Raw genomic sequence first — 16292 nt, forward strand, 5'->3', positions numbered from 1 at the left:
TTGAGCACTAGCTGTTGTCACTCACGCCTTGACCTTAAGATTTCATTTACCTTAGATTTCCTATCATTGCGATGTGCGTAGTCGGGAGCTTTTCCAGGCAACCCGGTCATCCAAAACCACCAGTATCCGCGTTTGCGTCTCAGGTTTTCTTTCAAAACCGGAGGAAGGGATTTTGTGTGTCAGATCCATTGGCGCATATCGTGACAAAGCTGTTGATGAACACTATATATAGTGGATCGTTAACCTCTATACGCTACATACAGACACAGACCTAGTGTAGGCAGGACAACATCCGGGACGAGAGGCAGGCGAAACGCCAATTCCGGATGAAATGCGGGACAAGGCTGGTTTCATGAACCGGCAAGGGATTAAAAGGGGTAACTGAGAATGCGGATCGAGCGGCGCTACACCAAGGAAGGCCAATCGCCTTACGCCGGCATAGACTTTCGGACAGCTAACAGTGAGATCCGCAATCCGGACGGATCGGTGGTATTCCGTCTGGAAAACATCCAGGTACCGACTCAGTTCTCCCAGGTTGCCTCCGACATTCTGGCGCAGAAATATTTCCGCAAGGCTGGTGTGCCCGCCAAACTGAAACCTGTTGAAGAAAACACCGTTCCATCCTGGCTGTGGCGTCATGAGGCCGACGAAACCGCGCTTGAAAAAATTGACGAAGACGACCGCTACGGCTCTGAAACCGACGGACGTCAGGTTTTCGACCGTCTTGCCGGTACATGGACCTATTGGGGCTGGAAAGGCGGCTATTTCGACAAGGAATCAGACGCGCAGGCGTTCTACGACGAGCTGCGCTACATGCTGGCCACCCAGAAGGTCGCACCGAACTCTCCGCAGTGGTTCAACACCGGCCTGCATTGGGCCTATGGCATCGACGGACCGAGCCAGGGCCATTTCTATGTAGACTTCCAGACAGGCCGCCTGACCAAATCTAAAACCGCTTATGAGCATCCTCAGCCCCACGCTTGCTTCATTCAGTCGGTTGGCGACGACCTTGTGAATGAAGGTGGCATCATGGACCTCTGGGTCCGCGAAGCCCGCCTTTTCAAATACGGCTCCGGCACCGGCTCCAACTTCTCGCATGTCCGGGCAGCTGGCGAAAAGCTGTCAGGTGGCGGCAAGTCCTCCGGCCTGATGAGCTTCCTGAAAATCGGCGACCGTGCAGCGGGCGCAATCAAGTCCGGCGGCACGACGCGCCGTGCAGCAAAGATGGTTGTTGTGGATGTCGACCATCCCGACATTGAGGAATACGTCAACTGGAAGGTTCGCGAAGAACAGAAAGTGGCCGCTCTCGTCACCGGATCCAAGATCTGCCAGAAGCACCTTTCCGCCATCATGCGCGCCTGCATCAACTGCGAAGCGGACAATGGCGACTGCTTCGACCCGGCCAAGAACCCGGCATTGAAACGCGAAATCCGTGCAGCGAAGAAAATGATGGTGCCGGAAAACTACATCCAGCGCGTCATCCAGTTTGCACGTCAGGGCTTCACGAAAGTCGAGTTTCCAACCTACAACACAGATTGGGATTCAGAAGCCTATCTGACAGTTGCCGGCCAGAACTCGAACAACTCCGTCCGCGTGACCGATGGCTTCCTGAACGCTGTTATCGAAGAAGGCGAATGGGACCTGACCGCGCGCAAGTCCGGCGGCGTTCTGAAGACGGTAAAAGCCAAGGAATTGTGGGAACAGATCGGTTATGCCGCCTGGGCGTCTGCCGATCCGGGCCTGCAATATCACACAACCATCAACGATTGGCACACCTGCCTGGCCGATGGTGAAATCCGGGCCTCCAACCCGTGCTCGGAATATATGTTCCTGGATGACACCGCCTGTAACCTGGCATCCCTGAACCTGATGCAGTTCCGCAAGGAAGACGGTTCGTTTGCCATCGACAACTACGAACACGCCGTGCGGCTGTGGACCATTGTCCTCGAAGTGTCCGTGTTGATGGCGCAGTTTCCGTCGAAGGAAATCGCGGAACTTTCCTACAAATTCCGTACGCTCGGCCTTGGCTATGCCAACATTGGCGGTCTGCTGATGACCTCCGGCATCCCTTATGACAGCGTCGAAGGCCGCGCGATCTGCGGTGCGCTTACTGCTGTCATGACCGGGGTATCCTATGCGACTTCAGCCGAAATGGCCGGAGAGCTCGGTTCTTTCCCGGGTTACAAGAAAAACGCCAAGCATATGCTCAAGGTGATGCGCAACCATCGCCGCGCGGCCTATGGCGAAGCCGACGGCTATGAAGGTCTTCAGACCAACCCGGTCCCGCTCGACCATGCCTCCTGTCCGGAGCCGATCCTGATCGACCGTGCCAAGAAGGCCTGGGACCGCGCGCTGGAACTTGGCGAGAAAAACGGCTACCGCAACGCCCAGTCGACGGTGATTGCACCGACCGGGACTATCGGTCTCGTCATGGACTGCGACACCACCGGCATCGAACCGGATTTCGCATTGGTGAAATTCAAAAAGCTCGCCGGTGGCGGCTACTTCAAGATTATCAACCGTGCCGTTCCTGAAGCATTGCGTGCACTCGGTTACTCCGAAAGCGAGATCGGCGAGATCGAAGCTTATGCCGTCGGCCACGGCACGATCGATCAGGCGCCGGGGATCAATCCCTCCTCCCTGAAAACCAAGGGTTTCAGTGATGAAAGCCTGGCGAAGCTGAAAGACGGCATGAAGTCGGCCTTCGACATCAAGTTCGTCTTCAATCGCTGGACTCTCGGCGACGAACAATTGAAGGCGCTTGGTGTTTCTGACGAACAGCTTGAAGATCCGGAATTCGAACTGCTGTCTTTCCTTGGCTTTTCCAAGGCCGACATCGAGGCTGCCAACAATCATGTCTGCGGTGCCATGACGCTCGAAGGCGCTCCTTTCCTGAAGGAAGAGCACTATCCGGTGTTTGACTGCGCCAACCCGTGTGGCCGTATCGGCAAGCGCTTCCTGTCGGTGGAAAGCCACATCCGCATGATGGCGGCAGCTCAGCCCTTCATCTCCGGCGCGATCTCCAAGACGATCAACATGCCGAACGATGCAACGGTCGAAGACTGCATGGAAGCCTACATGCTGTCCTGGAAGCTGGCTCTCAAAGCCAACGCGCTTTATCGCGATGGCTCCAAACTGTCTCAGCCTCTCAATTCTCAGCTTCTGGCTGACGATGAAGACGACCAGGAAGATGCAATCGAGGAACTCGCCGCCAAACCGCAGGCCGCCAAGGCCGAAATGGTTGCAGAGCGGATTGTCGAGCGGATCGTTGAGCGTGTTGTCCGTGAGCAGGAAAAGCTGCCGGCCCGCCGCAAGGGCTACACCCAGAAGGCCAAGATCGGCGGCCACACCGTGTTCCTGCGTACCGGTGAATATGACGACGGCCGCCTTGGTGAGATCTTCCTTGACATGAACAAGGAAGGCTCGGCTCTTCGGGCCTTCATCAACAACTTCGCGATCTCTGTTTCGCTCGGTCTGCAATATGGTGTGCCCCTTGAGGAGTATGTCGACGCCTTTACCTTCACCAAGTTTGAGCCAGCCGGTATGGTTCAGGGCAATGATGCGATCAAGAACGCAACGTCGATCCTGGATTACGTGTTCCGCGAACTGGCTGTTTCCTATCTCGGCCGTCACGACCTTGCCCATGTCCCGCCGGAAGCCTTCAGCGGTCCGGTTGATGCAGGCGCGGTCAAGAACATGGATAAGAGCGACCCTGGCGTCGTGTCGCACGGCCTTGTCCGTGGCCAGACGGAACGTTTCCGCCTTGTCTCCGGCTCAGAACCTGCAGGCGAAATCACCGAAACGGTGAAAGTGGAACTCGCGGGAACCGTCGCTGCGCAGGCGTCGGCTGTGGCGACTGCCTTTGCCCGCGGCGAAAGCGTTGCTGCGGCTGTTGAGGTCACAACAGCCCCTGCCCCTCAGGCCAGCACCGCATCACAGCAGATCGCTCAGGCCCGCATGAAAGGCTATGAAGGCGAAAGCTGCGCCGAATGCGGCAACTTCACCATGGTGCGCAACGGCACCTGCCTGAAATGCGACACATGCGGCAGCACAAGCGGCTGCAGCTAAGCGCTTAGCCGGGAGTTCGCCCAGGCCGGTTTTACCACTGGCCAAGCGCGGCTCCCGGCGCCCAGACGAAGGAACCCGCCCATCGGAGACGATTGGGCGGGTTTTACTATATCCGAGGGTGTTGATGACGGTTCTGGAGCCGAGGGCGGACTGGCAGAAAGAACCCAATTTGCCTTTTTTGTCGTGCATCCTGATCAGGGCGCAGCCGAATTTCGTCATGACAACCTTGCAACCGCCCAGTCCCGTACGCAAATGCATCACATGTTACGCACTCTAGCAAAGACATTGCTTGTCACCTTTGGGATCGACAGTGCGCATGCAGATGACTTTGAAAGCTTGTCCAGGCAGGCCGCATCGGAAGCGCCGCGCTATGCTCTGGGTGTGGGCTACGCGAAAACTGGCGAGCCACCAGTCACGATGACCTTTGGTCCCATTCACAAAGACACCAGTAGACCTGTGACTGCTGATGCCCAGTGGCATATCGGATCGATCACGAAATCCTTCACCGCCGCCCTGGTAATGCGGTTCGTGGATCGCCAAATCCTCTCGCTTGACGAACCAATCGAGGCCTATCTGCCGACAGATAAGGGGCAAATGCATTCGCATTGGAGAGAACTCACCCTTCGGCAACTGCTGTCGCACACATCCGGCTTGCAGGCAAATGCGCCGATGGCAGACTTTTCCAAGCGATCAGATGAGAACCTCCACAGCCTGAGACGGGCTGTCCTTGCTCCCTTATGGACCAGTCCGCTTCCCAATCCATCGGATGCGTATCTTTATTCCAATCTTGGATACGTGCTTGCAGGCTTCATCGTGGAAGAAGTGAGCGGACGATCATGGGAAGAGCTTGTGCTGGAGGAATTGGCGTCACCACTCGGTCTCAACTCGCTTGGGTTTGGGGCTCCTTCCGAAGAAGGCGCACCCTGGGGACATCGCGATCTTTTTCTGTTCAAGCGCAAGATCTCGCCACAGGGGGAGATAACGGACAATCCTCCATGGCTTGGTCCTGCAGGAACAATCCACCTGAACCTGAAGGATCTGCTACGTTGGGGGCAAGCCCAAATCGCAGCGTGCAAAGGAGAACCCAACAGCCTCTTGTCCGCCGCAAGTTGCCAGGAAATGCGGAAGGTCGTGGCGGAAAACTACGGTCTCGGTTGGGTCATTGAGACCGACAAAGAAGCACCATACATCTGGCACAACGGCTCAAATTCAATGTGGTATGCCAAACTGGTTATCCTTACAGAACACGATCTTGTGCTGGTGGCAGCAACAAACGTCTTTGATGCCAAGGGAATAGATGAACTTGTGGACAAGTTGAGGTTGACCAACCCGGTAACAGACCAATCAGATTAGTGAATTTGCGATTCGCCTTGATTGGATAGAGCTGTCCGACAGCGACTAACTGAAGCGTTTCCAGCTCAATCCTGATGCGTGTTTTCCATCATGTAATCAAGATACGCATCGTTTGCTTGGTCAATTTCGATCGAGAGTATGCTCGGCGCTTCATATGGATGAAAGCGGCAGATCGCGTCGGCGACTCTTGGAAAGAGGTCTTTTCTCGACTTCAGCAGCAGCGGTATTTCCCGTGCGGTTTTGATTTCTCCTTTCCAAACATATCGGCTGGTGATCGCGGCATAGCGGTTCGCAGCGCCAATCAGGCGCCGCTCAAGAAGCTGTTCCGCAATTTCGTCCGCGACGTCTTCCGAAGGACAGTTAACCCAAATCTTGATTATCATTGTAGCTGCTCCAATGCTTCCAACCCACAATGGCAGCCTAACAGCCGCCTATTTTAGCGATCAAAAGAGAACTGGCACTTTACTGGAGGACCCAATGTTTGATCATGTCGAGTACTCTGTTGGCGATTTCTCAGCGGCCCACCGGTTCTATGTTCCAATTTTCGAAGCAATCGGTGCGCATGTGGCCTTCCTCGACGAGGAGATCGGCGAACTTGGAATAGAAAGTGAAGGTATCGTTCGTTTTTTGATTACTAAGGGCGCGCCGACTCAACCAAAAATTCATATTTGTTTCAGAGCGCCGGATAAAGAAGCCGTTCAGAAAGCCTATGACGGCGCAATTGCCGCGGGCGGCATCTGTAACGGTAAGCCCGGCTATCGGAACCACTATGCACCTGGCTACTACGCCGCGTTTGTGTTTGACCCAGATGGGCACAATGTTGAAGTTCTCTTTCGAGAGGCTTTACCCATAGCATCGTAACGGACAATCGCGACGTCTGGGACATTGTTGAAGATATTTTCTACGAAGGTTTCCTGGAAGCCTTCGTGCGCTATCTCGAACGGGTGAAACACTGCTGATCGAGGATCCGATCACGATGAAGGTCGAGTAAGACGGTATCACCGTTGAAGCGGGCGTTTGCATCATTTGCATCATTTGCAGCATACAGCCACTCTGATCCCAAAGTTCCAAGTGTTGTGCTTTGCACCGATACTTGCATTTCAGATGCTTCAGCCAGCCAGCATTAGTTTTACAGTTGCAAAATGGCCCGGCGCTGCGTTTGACGTCGCGCAGAGCGTAAAGCGTGATCTTGCTGCTAACCGCATACGTCGAAGATCGATGACATAGGGAAACCTCTCTTCTTTGTGCCATCTTATGAGATCGCTCGGGCACCAACCAACTCCAGTTTGTACCAAGTATTCATCATCATGGATCAATGCATTGCAGAATCGAAGTGCGGCGTCTTTGTATAAGCCTGACTTGGCGACCTTGTGCGTGAAAAGGAGGACGCTTGCCCGACGTAACCATCTGTCATTGCCAGTAACCCTAGCGGTTCAACGACGAGAGAATTGAGCGAGAAACCAGGTTCAGGCAGCAACAGATAGCCTTAGTCCTGCGGCAGGCCTTTGGTGGACTGAGCGTTGAAGAATTCTGCTTTAAGGTCGACTTCTTACAGCAGACCAAAGACCGTTGGTGCGGTCGTCTTCCGCATCTCACTTACACTTTAGCGTCGCGCGAGCGTGTGCAGGCCGGCCCGTACCCTGCTTTAGTTCGCCTCGGCTGCACGGTGGCTGTTCGTCCAGTCAAGGCAGGAACGCAGAAGCTGAAGGTATTGCTTCGGCGTGTAGCTTTCGTGAGTCGCGCCGGGATAGCCGACAAGATGGGCCTCGGCACCTGCGCGTTTGAGCGCGCGGTAGAACTCCTCAAGCTGAGTATAGGGCACGTTGTCGTCCAAAAGCCCGCCCTGGATCAGGATCGGGGTTGTCACGTTCTTGACATGAAAGATCGGCGAGCGTTCGATGAACATCTGCAGATTGTCGATAAAACTGCCGCCCAGATACCAGCTGGTCTGGAAAAAGCCGTTGGTTCCTTCGAGGCTGATATAATCCGTCTCCCCCGCGATCGAGCAGGCGGATTTGAAGCGTTCGGTCTTGGTCACGATCCAGTTCGTCAGGGTACCACCATTGCTCTGCCCGACAACAAACAGCTGATCGGGATCGGCTATGCCCAGATCGACGACATGGTCGAGCCCGGTCATAATATCCTCGTAGTCTGGACCGCCGAAATTGCCGATTAAATCCTCGCGGAACGCACGCCCATAGCCGAGGGTACCGCGATAGTTCACCCGAAGCACGACGTAGCCCGCCGCAGTGTAATTCGCAGTAGCGAAGTACTTAATCACAGGCAGATATTCGTTGAAATCGACCGCATTCGGTCCGCCGTGGATCTGCACGACCATCGGGTAACTCTGCCCCTCTTGGTAGTCCGGCGGATAGCTCAGGATGGCCTCAACCTCGGTGCCGTCCAGCGATGTCCACTGAATAAGTTCCGATGTCCCAAGCGGCACCTCCAGATAGGGATCGTTGGCAGTGCTGATTTTTTCCGGCGAGAAATCATCCACGTCGCTGAGATAGATCGCGGGTGGCGTGCTAGAGGTTTGGCCGATATAGGCCAGTTGGGTATTGTCCGGGCTGACATGGATGTAGGGCGACGTAAGATATGTGTTCAGGCCAGGGGCATCGATGTCCTCGGGCGCGCCAAAGATCTTGGTGAAGTCGCTGCCATCAATGGGCATCTCATAGAAGGAATAGCTCACCCGGTCGTTTTCGAGGTAGTAGACACTCTGACTGTCCGCTGCCCATTGCCAGATGAAAGGCAGCCGATTTTTGGTCCGTGCCAGCTCGACCAGATCACCGCCTTCGACGGGCAAGAGTTTGATGTCCCAGAGGAAGGACCACATAAACTCGCCCGGCGCGTTTAGGAAGGCGATGTATTTACCGTCCGGGGACCAGCGCGGGAAGTATTGCCAATGATCGTTGTCCGGCGCCATCGGAGTCACGGTTTGTGTCGCGACCTCGGTGATGGAGAGGCGCGCTTCAGTCATGTAGTCTAGCCCGGGGCGTTCTTGATGGGCAAAGACTATGGCCGAGCCATCCGGCGCCCAATCATAGGTCCAGTTGCCCGTCCAGCCGCTGATGGAGAAGTCGGCATCTGGGGTCAGATTTATCGCAGCGCCGTCCGGAGCACCATCGGAGAGGAGCACCATCCAAAGCTGGTTCTTGACATAGTCGTCAGCATTGTTCAACGGCGGCGGCACATAGCTGGGATCTTCAATGACGAAGGCGATGGCATTGCCGTCAGGTGCCCATTTGAAGCTCTGTACATCAGTCGTCTGGTCGGTGAGAGCCTGCCCGGTGCCGCCCTCTGCTGGGATGACCCATATGTTGCTGACCCCGGAGGCCGAGGACAGATAGGCAACCAGGGCCCCATCGGGCGACCATTGCGGCCAAGAGTTATCCGGCGACGCAGGCAAAAGCGTTCGGACGGAGGCGCCGTTCAGATCGGAGATCACATATTCGGTCAGATACTGGTCATTATCGAGGTCGATGCTCTGGATTCCGAAGAGCAGTCCGGTACCGTCGGGGGTGAAGGAGACATCCGACAGGTGCTTGACCGTGAGACTACGCTCTGGCGTCCAGCCCTCCTGCGCCAGTACTGGCAACGTCAGAAACCAACCGGCAAGCACTCCCAGACCAATATGTTTCAATTTAGCCATAAGATGTTTCCCGTGCGCAATTTCCACGGGTCTGCCGCCATATTTCGGTCAAACCGTCGTCACGCGATAGCTAACACGCCGCAATGCGGCGCGTCAAAGCTGGGACGCTCAAAGCTCTTATAAATGGTCTTTTTGACTGCGGCTGTCCTGGAAAGGAGCCATTGGCGCTACCGCAGCGAATTGGCATCTAGTCCGCATACCGGTCATTTGCCACCGCCGTTTTGATGGTCTGGAATAGAGAGCAAGCCTCAACCCGCAGCGAAAAAGCATTGCTGCCTGCTAGAGCACACCCTCCGGGAGTTGTGCCTTTTGGCTCCAGCGTTTGGGAGACTGGCCATACATGCGTTTGAACTCCCGGCTGAATTGCGAGGAACTGACGTAACCGACTTCCCAGGCCGCTTCGCTCACATTCATCCCGCCTGCGATCTTCATCGCAGCGTGGTTCAATCGCATGGATTTTGCGAATTGGATCGGTGACAGTGTGGTCGCTTGTTTGAACTTGCGATGGAGAGCTGCCCGGCTCATGCCGGCATGTGCTGCCATGTCGTCGATGGTGACCGGTTCATTCAAGTGCGCTGACAGGAACTGGATAGTTCGGGCAATCTCGTTGCCGATGCCAAAGGCACGGCGCGCGGATACGCTGGCTTCTCCCTTCAAGACAGCATAGTAGACCTCTCGCAGCCGGCACTCTCCAAGGACTGCCGTAGCTGTGGGGTCATCACCAAGTTGCACGAGCCTGTGCAAGGCGTCGGTAAAGGAAGCATCCCACCGCGCCAAAGTCAGACCTGCCTGGGGCGTGTCACTTGCAGATCTGCGGAGTGGCGCAGCACTTTCCAGCTCGATAGACAGCTCGGTCATTACGCGCGTATCGAGGGAAATTATGACACCGAGGAGCGGGTTGTCCGGACCGGCAGTTGGCGTGCCCGCCTCGACCGGCATCGACATGGGGCAACAAAGATACCGGTCACGATCGTAGACATAATGCTGACCATCAAGAATGGCCTCCTTGGTCCCGCGCACGATGGCAACAACAGTCGGTTCATAAACCGCAGGCGCACAGGCCACCGGTTCGGTGACGCGAAAGAGCTGCACACCCCGGATCCCGGTCTCAGCCATTCCGGCAACCGGCAATCGGCGGTCGATAATTTGCCTGATCAGATCTTTGCTCATGCCTTCAACCTGCCTCGAGAGGCCTAGACTTACAATACGGTTGATACAATCAGGTAAAAAATTGCGATCAATTCGCCTGTTTCAGCTCATACAAGAGAGTTATCTCTTATTTCAAGTTGGTGGAAACACTTCTCGAAATGCCCTGCCATCGCAGGAAGAAATGCGAGTTGAAAATGAGATTTGGACCAAAAGGATGGACGCCGGAGCGTCTCGGCTCCCTGAAAGGAAAAACCTACGTCATTACAGGGGCAAACGGGGGTGCAGGTTTCGAGGCAGCGCGGATACTACTCTCCAAAGGCGCACGTGTGGTGATGATGAACCGCAGCGCTGAGAAGTCAGCCGTCGCGATCGAAAGATTGAAACAAGAGTTCGGGCCGCAAACCGACGTCAGTTTTGTTCGTATGGACCTTGCTGTACTGGCAAGCGTTCGGGACGCTGCAGCAGAGCTTCTGGAAACCGTCCCCCAAATAGATGCCCTCATTTGCAACGCCGCCATCGCGCAGATCGCCACGCAGCAACTCACCGTGGACGGCTTCGAAAGCCAGCTCGGCGTGAACCACTACGGCCATTTCCTTCTGTGTGGGCTGCTCTTTGAACGTATCGAGGAAACGTCAGGGCGGATCGTTGTCGTCGGAAGCAATGGCTACAAGATGGGCGACCAACGCATTCGTTTCGAGGATCTGAACTTTGACAACAACTATTCGGCATGGAACGCCTACGCTCAAAGCAAGCTGGCGCAAATGGTTTTTGCCTATGAACTTCAACGCAGGGTGCAGAAAGCCGGCAAGACCGTTCAGGTCCACGTTTGTCACCCCGGCGCATCAAGGACCGGTTTGATCCGGGACACGGCCGACCTGAAGACCCGCATTCTTGCCACTCTGCTGCTGGCATTTGCGCAATCTGCCGCGCGAGGCTCCTGGCCCGAAGTCATGTGCGCCACGGAGAAAGGTCTGGAAGCCGAAAAATATTACGGCCCGACTAGGTTTGAAATGGTCGGACCTGTCGGCGAGTGCGCCCTGGAGGCATTTGCTCTGGAACCGGACCAGGCTGCCAAGCTTTGGACGCTCTCCGAGCAGAAGACCGCTTTGAGCTGGACGCCTTAGGCAGCTGGACGCTCTGGTCCCTGCGACAAACTATCTGCCGCTTAAGCCAAAGCTTTCTTGGTCACCACGGTCATTGTGGAATGTAGACGAACCTTCCGCGTTCGCATCAAAAGTGTATTCCAGTTTGTTTTCTGCCAGGAATTTTTTGCAGCAGACCTCAGATTGCGACCATCAGCGCGGCCAGAACGCCGAACCAATAGTGCATCAGGATCACGCCAGCGAGGTTCTTCTGATAGAGATAGACATAGCCGAAAATGATGCTGGCGAAGAATGTTATGACGACGGCATCCACGCCGAAAGTCAGGTGAAGCGAAGCAAATATCGTACTGGTCAGAAGTACTGCCCTGTGGCCCTTGGTATCGGCCAGGAACTTCTGGAAGAGCCCCTGCATCAGGCCCCTTGATCCGATTTCCTGAAACACGGTGTGAAACAGGTATTGCGTCAGAAAAAGCAGATCGATCTTGACGCCGCCTGCCGTTGGCGCTTCTGCCTGCTTGAAGAAGATCAGGTATATTCCGATAGGGATCGAAAGAACCAGACAGATACCGAACGACTGCGCAAGTGATTTTGCCAATCCCTCCCGGCGCAACCCGAGTTGAGCCGGCGGTATCTTCATGGCCTTGATGATGATCAGGCAGGGAATCGCGAACAGCAGGATCGTTTGCCAGGAAAATCCGGGATCATAGACATCCTTCACGTAACGCTCAGCGACGAGATAGAAGAGCGAAGTCGATATCAGAAACAGCGCAATGGTGAAAACCAGGAAATAACCGAACTGGTTCTGCAGGGTCTTGGCTGCGAGTTGTTCCCGCAGCGCGGACAGCATTTCGTCACTCAAGCTACGTGCCCGTTTTACGACGACACCAGCCAGCGCGCCCTTCAACTCACCAGTCACCATGGCACCGTCAGGCAAGGCTCTTAAGGCATCGACTGGTATCTTGATGAGCTGGCAAGGCGTTTCCGCAACAACCGAAGCAGATCTGGGCGCCCCGTCCAGGAAGGCCAGTTCACCGACGCATTCACCGGTCCTGATGATGTTCAGTTTGATGTCTCCACCACCCGGGTCTCGCCTGACGGCGCGCGCCTCCCCCTCAATCAGCAGATAAAGATCAGAGGTCTCCTCGCCCTCCCGCACAATGAACTGATGCTCAGGGACATCGATTGCCTTCGAGACCGAACAGATGCTCTCAAGTATGGAGTCGTTCAGATGCGCAAAAGCATCGTGTTTCCTGAAGTGTTCGATCATTTCCATGAAATGGCGGTCGGCTGCGTTTACGGGTGAAAACAGATCATTTTGAACCGGATCGTTAGCATCAAGATGTTCATAAAATGCTACTTGTCCTTTGAGTGGGAAGACTATTCCACGCCGATGTGCAAGGCTTTCGCTCAAACTTGCCACAAGACCAATACAAGCCAGAAGTGCGACAATCGGAGACAGCATGAAAGCGGGCCGCAAGAGCCGAATTCTGATCGTCAATGCTTACTTCGACCCCTGGAGATCGGCAACGCCGACACGCCTGTTCGTGCCACGGGCGATGGCGCCCTACTACCTTGCGGGTTACTTCAACCCCGCTCTCGCCGAGGTTCGCGTGTGGGACGAAGTGTATCACGGCGCACTTCTCGAACGGCGTCAGTTCGAATGGCCGGATATGGTTGTCTTCACGGGCCTGACGGCAGCCTTCGACAGAGCGCGGCAACTATTGGCTTATTGCAGGCATTTCAATCCGAGCGTGGTCGGCGTGATTGGCGGCCCGATTGCGCGAGCACTTCCTGCAATCTGCGACGAGGTATTTGACTATACCTGCCAGGGAGATGTCGAAGAAGTTGCCTCTGTCATCGAAACCGTGCTTTCCAGAGATCATGTTTCAGACGCGGCCGCTCCCAGATTTGACCTGACATCGCCGAGCATGGGCATCGCCTATCTGGAAACAACAAAGAATTGCAATTTTGCCTGTTCCTTTTGCTCTCTTTCCGGAGAGGGTCGCGCATATACAGCTCATTCCGAGCACTCGATCGACAGTCAGCTTGATGCAATTGGCAAGGCTGTCTGTGTCATGGTCCTCGACAACAATTTCTATGGCAACAACCGTGGCAGCTTTGAGTGGCGGGTAAAGAAGATCGGCGAGAGATGGCGTCGGGGACAATTTCGAGGATGGGGTGCACTGGTTACCGGGGACTTTTTCAAACGCCCCGAAAATCTCAAGCTTTTGGCTGAAAATGGCTGCAAGGGCATATTTTCAGGTGTCGAGACTTTGGATCCGGCGCTTCTACGGACCTTCAACAAGAAGCAAAGCCTTTCCTCCGATCCGCTTACCTTGACCCAAGCCTGTGCGGAAAATGGTATCTTCTTCGACTACGGCATGATCATCGACTTTGCACAGCAGACTGTCGCCGAAGTCGACGACCAGTTGTCCGGCCTCCTGTCGGACCACCGGGTACCACTTCCCGGTCTTTTGTCGATGACCATCCCGATTGCAGGAACCCCATATTTCGACAAGGCTGCGCGCGAAGGCCGCTTGATGCCGAATGTCCTACTCAGTGATATGGACGGTCAAAAACTTGTCGAGTGGCCAAAAGAGCCCATTGAAAAAGTCGTGCCTTTTCTCAGGGACCTTTTGAAATTTCGAAGACGTAAAAAAGCTCTGACACGCCACACTTTCGGGCATGCCTGGCATTGGCGTAAGCACTTTGATCTTGAACAGACGATACTTGCCGCCGTCCGGCCATTACACCGCTTCGGCTGGAACGCAGGCATCGGCAGCCCACGCCAGATGTATCAATCCTTCAAAGAGCCGCCACTGACCTACAGCGCCATGACTGATCAGCTCAGATCCGCTTACCGGCCTCAACATCGTCTTCCAAGTCGCTTCAAAAATGATTTTGAACCACTGAAGGTGACAGACGAAAACGGCGTGCTGACGGATCAATTCCAATCGGCCCGCATCGCGCCCTCTTCGCTCGCAGTTTGATATCAGAAACGCCAGCTCATGGAATATCAGGCAGCTCTCCCGGATCGGGCTGCCGAATGGACTTTTTCTGCGGTCTCTATATTCGCCAACAGCTGCTCGGTGCATTTCGACCAGCTTTGCTCAAGCGCGGCTCGTCGACAGTTCTCCCGCGGGACCTTGAGTGCCTCGAGTGCGGCCTCTTTCAAATCGTCGGATAGAACCCCGACACCACTCTTTCCAATCACGTCAAGAGGCCCCATCACGGGATAGGCGGCAACGGGTGTGCCACATGCCAGGGCTTCCAGAAGAACGAGACCGAATGTGTCCGTCTTGGATGGAAAGACAAAGACATCTGCGCTCGCGTAGTGTCTTGCAAGGTCCTCACCATTCTTCGTACCGGCGAATAAAACCTGCGGGTAGGCCTTCTTGAGGCTTGCCAACTGAGGGCCATCGCCAACCACAACCTTCGAGCCGGGCAGCTCAAGGTCCAGAAATGCCTTGATATTCTTTTCGACTGCCACTCGTCCGACATTCAAGAAAATGGGCCGCGGCAACTCCGCCGGAAAAATCGAGCCGTCATGGGGCTTGAACAGGTCCGTATCCACGCCGCGTGCCCAACGCATCAGGTTCTTGAATTTCCGCTTTCGCAGGCTGTCTTCCAGAAGCGATGTGGCGACCATGCAGCCTGACCCTGAATTGTGGAACCGGCGAAACCAGGCATAAAAGGGTGCAGTCGGCAACGGCAATCTGGCGGCGACATATTCAGGAAAACGTGTGTGATAGCTTGTCGTAAAAGGCAGTTTTTCGCGTTTGCATGCGCTTGCGGCCAGCAACCCAAGAGGCCCTTCCGTCGCGATATGCACATGATCGCAACCAACATCGTTCAGCATTTTTCGAACGCTGCCTCTTGTTGTCAGCGAAAGGCGAATTTCCGGATAGGTCGGGCATGGCACTGTTCGAAACCCCTGCGGGGTCATGAACTCGACGCGCACCCCGCGTCGTTCCAGTTCGCGTGCCGTGTATTCAAGTGTTCTGACAACACCATTGATTTGCGGATACCAGGCATCGGTTACAAAAAGCACGGATTTCATGCAGCAACATTCGTCTCTGTGTCTTTGGCTGCCCGGGCAAAGATCTGTTCAGCACCTTGCCACCGGATGACCTCGAGCGATCCATCCAAGTTTTCACCAATCGCAGTGCAGCTCTCTACCCAATCACCCGTGTTGAGATAGTGAATACCGTTCACCTCCCGGTCCGCTGCATGATGGATATGACCGCAAATGATGCCGTCGAGCTCTCTTTTGTCTATCTCGGCAAAAATAGTGTCTTCGAATTGGCCGATAAAATTGACGAATTGCTTCACATGCTGCTTCGCGAATGACCCAAGCGACCAATAGTTCAAGCCCAGCCGGTGCCTGATGATGTTCAGCCAAGTGTTGAGCGCCAAAGCGGTGGCATAAAAGCGATCTCCAAGAAATGCGAGCCACTTGGCGTTTTGCATGACAACATCGAACTGGTCGCCATGAATGACCAGGTATCGTCGCCCCTCAGCTGTCAGGTGCTCTACGCTGTCGGCAAACCGAATGCAGCCAAATCTGGTTCTGGTGTGTTTTCTCAGAAACTCATCATGATTTCCAGGAATGTAAGTGAGTTCAACACCGCGGCGACCGCGCTCCAGGATCTGGTTCATGACCTCTTGATGAGACGCAGGCCAGAAGCGCTTTTTCCGAAGACGCCAACCGTCGATAATATCACCGACCAGGTAGATCCTCTGGGCATCGTGGTGATCTAGAAAGTCGAGAAGCAACTCTGCCTGGCAACCGCGCGTGCCTAAATGAATATCGGATAGAAAAAGTGACCTGAGGTGTCTGACGTAACCATTACCGGATTTGATCGTTTCGTGAATGACAAATGCTCCCGATTCGAAAGGACGTCAGGATTATTTTCCCGAAACGAAAAGCATGCAACCCAGCAGCGAACATCTCGATCGAAGAT

At 54.9% G+C, this 16292-nt stretch carries 11 protein-coding genes and 1 pseudogene; 5 read left to right on the forward strand and 7 right to left on the reverse strand.

Annotated elements, in window-relative coordinates; genetic code table 11:
- Positions 1-387: 387 nt before the first annotated feature.
- Entirely contained in the window at positions 388-4068 is a 3681-nt protein-coding gene (locus Q0835_RS12990) for a vitamin B12-dependent ribonucleotide reductase (protein WP_298961772.1), read from the forward strand.
- 261 nt (positions 4069-4329) lie between these two features.
- On the forward strand, positions 4330-5421 hold the full coding sequence (locus Q0835_RS12995; RefSeq protein ID WP_298961775.1) for a serine hydrolase domain-containing protein: 1092 nt from the start codon (positions 4330-4332) through the stop codon (positions 5419-5421).
- A 65-nt stretch (positions 5422-5486) separates the two neighbouring features.
- Here Q0835_RS12995 and cutA read toward each other — a convergent pair whose 3' ends face one another.
- Entirely contained in the window at positions 5487-5804 is a 318-nt protein-coding gene (gene cutA, locus Q0835_RS13000) for a divalent-cation tolerance protein CutA (RefSeq protein ID WP_298961778.1), read from the reverse strand.
- Between the two features lie 94 nt (positions 5805-5898).
- Here cutA and Q0835_RS13005 point away from each other — a divergent pair, with 94 nt between their 5' ends.
- Positions 5899-6282 carry a VOC family protein gene (locus Q0835_RS13005; protein ID WP_298961781.1) on the forward strand — a complete coding sequence of 128 codons (384 nt, stop codon included), beginning with the start codon at positions 5899-5901 and terminating at the stop codon, positions 6280-6282.
- Between the two features lie 248 nt (positions 6283-6530).
- Here Q0835_RS13005 and Q0835_RS30355 read toward each other — a convergent pair.
- From Q0835_RS30355 to Q0835_RS13015, 3 genes and pseudogenes are all read right to left on the reverse strand, one after another.
- Positions 6531-6827 (reverse strand): annotated as a pseudogene (locus Q0835_RS30355) (DNA alkylation repair protein); the annotation flags it as partial.
- Positions 6828-7066: 239 nt separating this feature from the next.
- Entirely contained in the window at positions 7067-9076 is a 2010-nt protein-coding gene (locus Q0835_RS13010) for a S9 family peptidase (protein ID WP_298961784.1), read from the reverse strand.
- 279 nt (positions 9077-9355) lie between these two features.
- Positions 9356-10246, reverse strand: coding sequence for an AraC family transcriptional regulator (locus tag Q0835_RS13015; protein WP_298961786.1), 891 nt, complete (start codon positions 10244-10246; stop codon positions 9356-9358).
- A 173-nt stretch (positions 10247-10419) separates the two neighbouring features.
- Between Q0835_RS13015 and Q0835_RS13020 the strand changes: the two genes are divergently transcribed.
- The gene (locus Q0835_RS13020) at positions 10420-11349 is read left to right on the forward strand and encodes an SDR family oxidoreductase (RefSeq protein WP_298961789.1); all 930 of its coding nucleotides are present in this window, start codon (positions 10420-10422) and stop codon (positions 11347-11349) included.
- A gap of 157 nt (positions 11350-11506) precedes the next feature.
- Here Q0835_RS13020 and Q0835_RS13025 read toward each other — a convergent pair whose 3' ends face one another.
- Positions 11507-12790 (reverse strand): cyclic nucleotide-binding domain-containing protein, encoded by a 1284-nt coding sequence (locus tag Q0835_RS13025; RefSeq protein WP_298961792.1) that lies wholly within the window; start codon positions 12788-12790, stop codon positions 11507-11509.
- Here Q0835_RS13025 and Q0835_RS13030 point away from each other — a divergent pair.
- Positions 12789-14318 (forward strand): radical SAM protein, encoded by a 1530-nt coding sequence (locus Q0835_RS13030; protein WP_298961795.1) that lies wholly within the window; start codon positions 12789-12791, stop codon positions 14316-14318. The genes Q0835_RS13025 and Q0835_RS13030 overlap by 2 nt on opposite strands.
- A gap of 26 nt (positions 14319-14344) precedes the next feature.
- Here the strand turns inward: Q0835_RS13030 and Q0835_RS13035 are convergent, their stop codons facing one another.
- Both Q0835_RS13035 and Q0835_RS13040 read right to left on the reverse strand, forming a co-directional pair.
- Positions 14345-15388 (reverse strand): glycosyltransferase family 1 protein, encoded by a 1044-nt coding sequence (locus tag Q0835_RS13035; protein WP_298961798.1) that lies wholly within the window; start codon positions 15386-15388, stop codon positions 14345-14347.
- Positions 15385-16104, reverse strand: coding sequence for a UDP-2,3-diacylglucosamine diphosphatase (locus Q0835_RS13040; RefSeq protein ID WP_366142340.1), 720 nt, complete (start codon positions 16102-16104; stop codon positions 15385-15387). Before Q0835_RS13040 ends, Q0835_RS13035 begins: the two co-directional genes overlap by 4 nt.
- Positions 16105-16292 lie beyond the last annotated feature (188 nt).

This window comes from uncultured Roseibium sp. (assembly GCF_947499295.1).
Taxonomy (GTDB): domain Bacteria; phylum Pseudomonadota; class Alphaproteobacteria; order Rhizobiales; family Stappiaceae; genus Roseibium.

Coding starts and splice junctions, on each gene's coding strand:
- Q0835_RS12990 (WP_298961772.1), top strand. CDS start 388: ATGCGGATCGAGCGGCGCTACACCAAGGAAGGCCAATCGCCTTACGCC.
- Q0835_RS12995 (WP_298961775.1), top strand. CDS start 4,330: ATGTTACGCACTCTAGCAAAGACATTGCTTGTCACCTTTGGGATCGAC.
- cutA (WP_298961778.1), bottom strand. CDS start 5,804: ATGATAATCAAGATTTGGGTTAACTGTCCTTCGGAAGACGTCGCGGAC.
- Q0835_RS13005 (WP_298961781.1), top strand. CDS start 5,899: ATGTTTGATCATGTCGAGTACTCTGTTGGCGATTTCTCAGCGGCCCAC.
- Q0835_RS13010 (WP_298961784.1), bottom strand. CDS start 9,076: ATGGCTAAATTGAAACATATTGGTCTGGGAGTGCTTGCCGGTTGGTTT.
- Q0835_RS13015 (WP_298961786.1), bottom strand. CDS start 10,246: ATGAGCAAAGATCTGATCAGGCAAATTATCGACCGCCGATTGCCGGTT.
- Q0835_RS13020 (WP_298961789.1), top strand. CDS start 10,420: ATGAGATTTGGACCAAAAGGATGGACGCCGGAGCGTCTCGGCTCCCTG.
- Q0835_RS13030 (WP_298961795.1), top strand. CDS start 12,789: ATGAAAGCGGGCCGCAAGAGCCGAATTCTGATCGTCAATGCTTACTTC.
- Q0835_RS13025 (WP_298961792.1), bottom strand. CDS start 12,790: ATGCTGTCTCCGATTGTCGCACTTCTGGCTTGTATTGGTCTTGTGGCA.
- Q0835_RS13035 (WP_298961798.1), bottom strand. CDS start 15,388: ATGAAATCCGTGCTTTTTGTAACCGATGCCTGGTATCCGCAAATCAAT.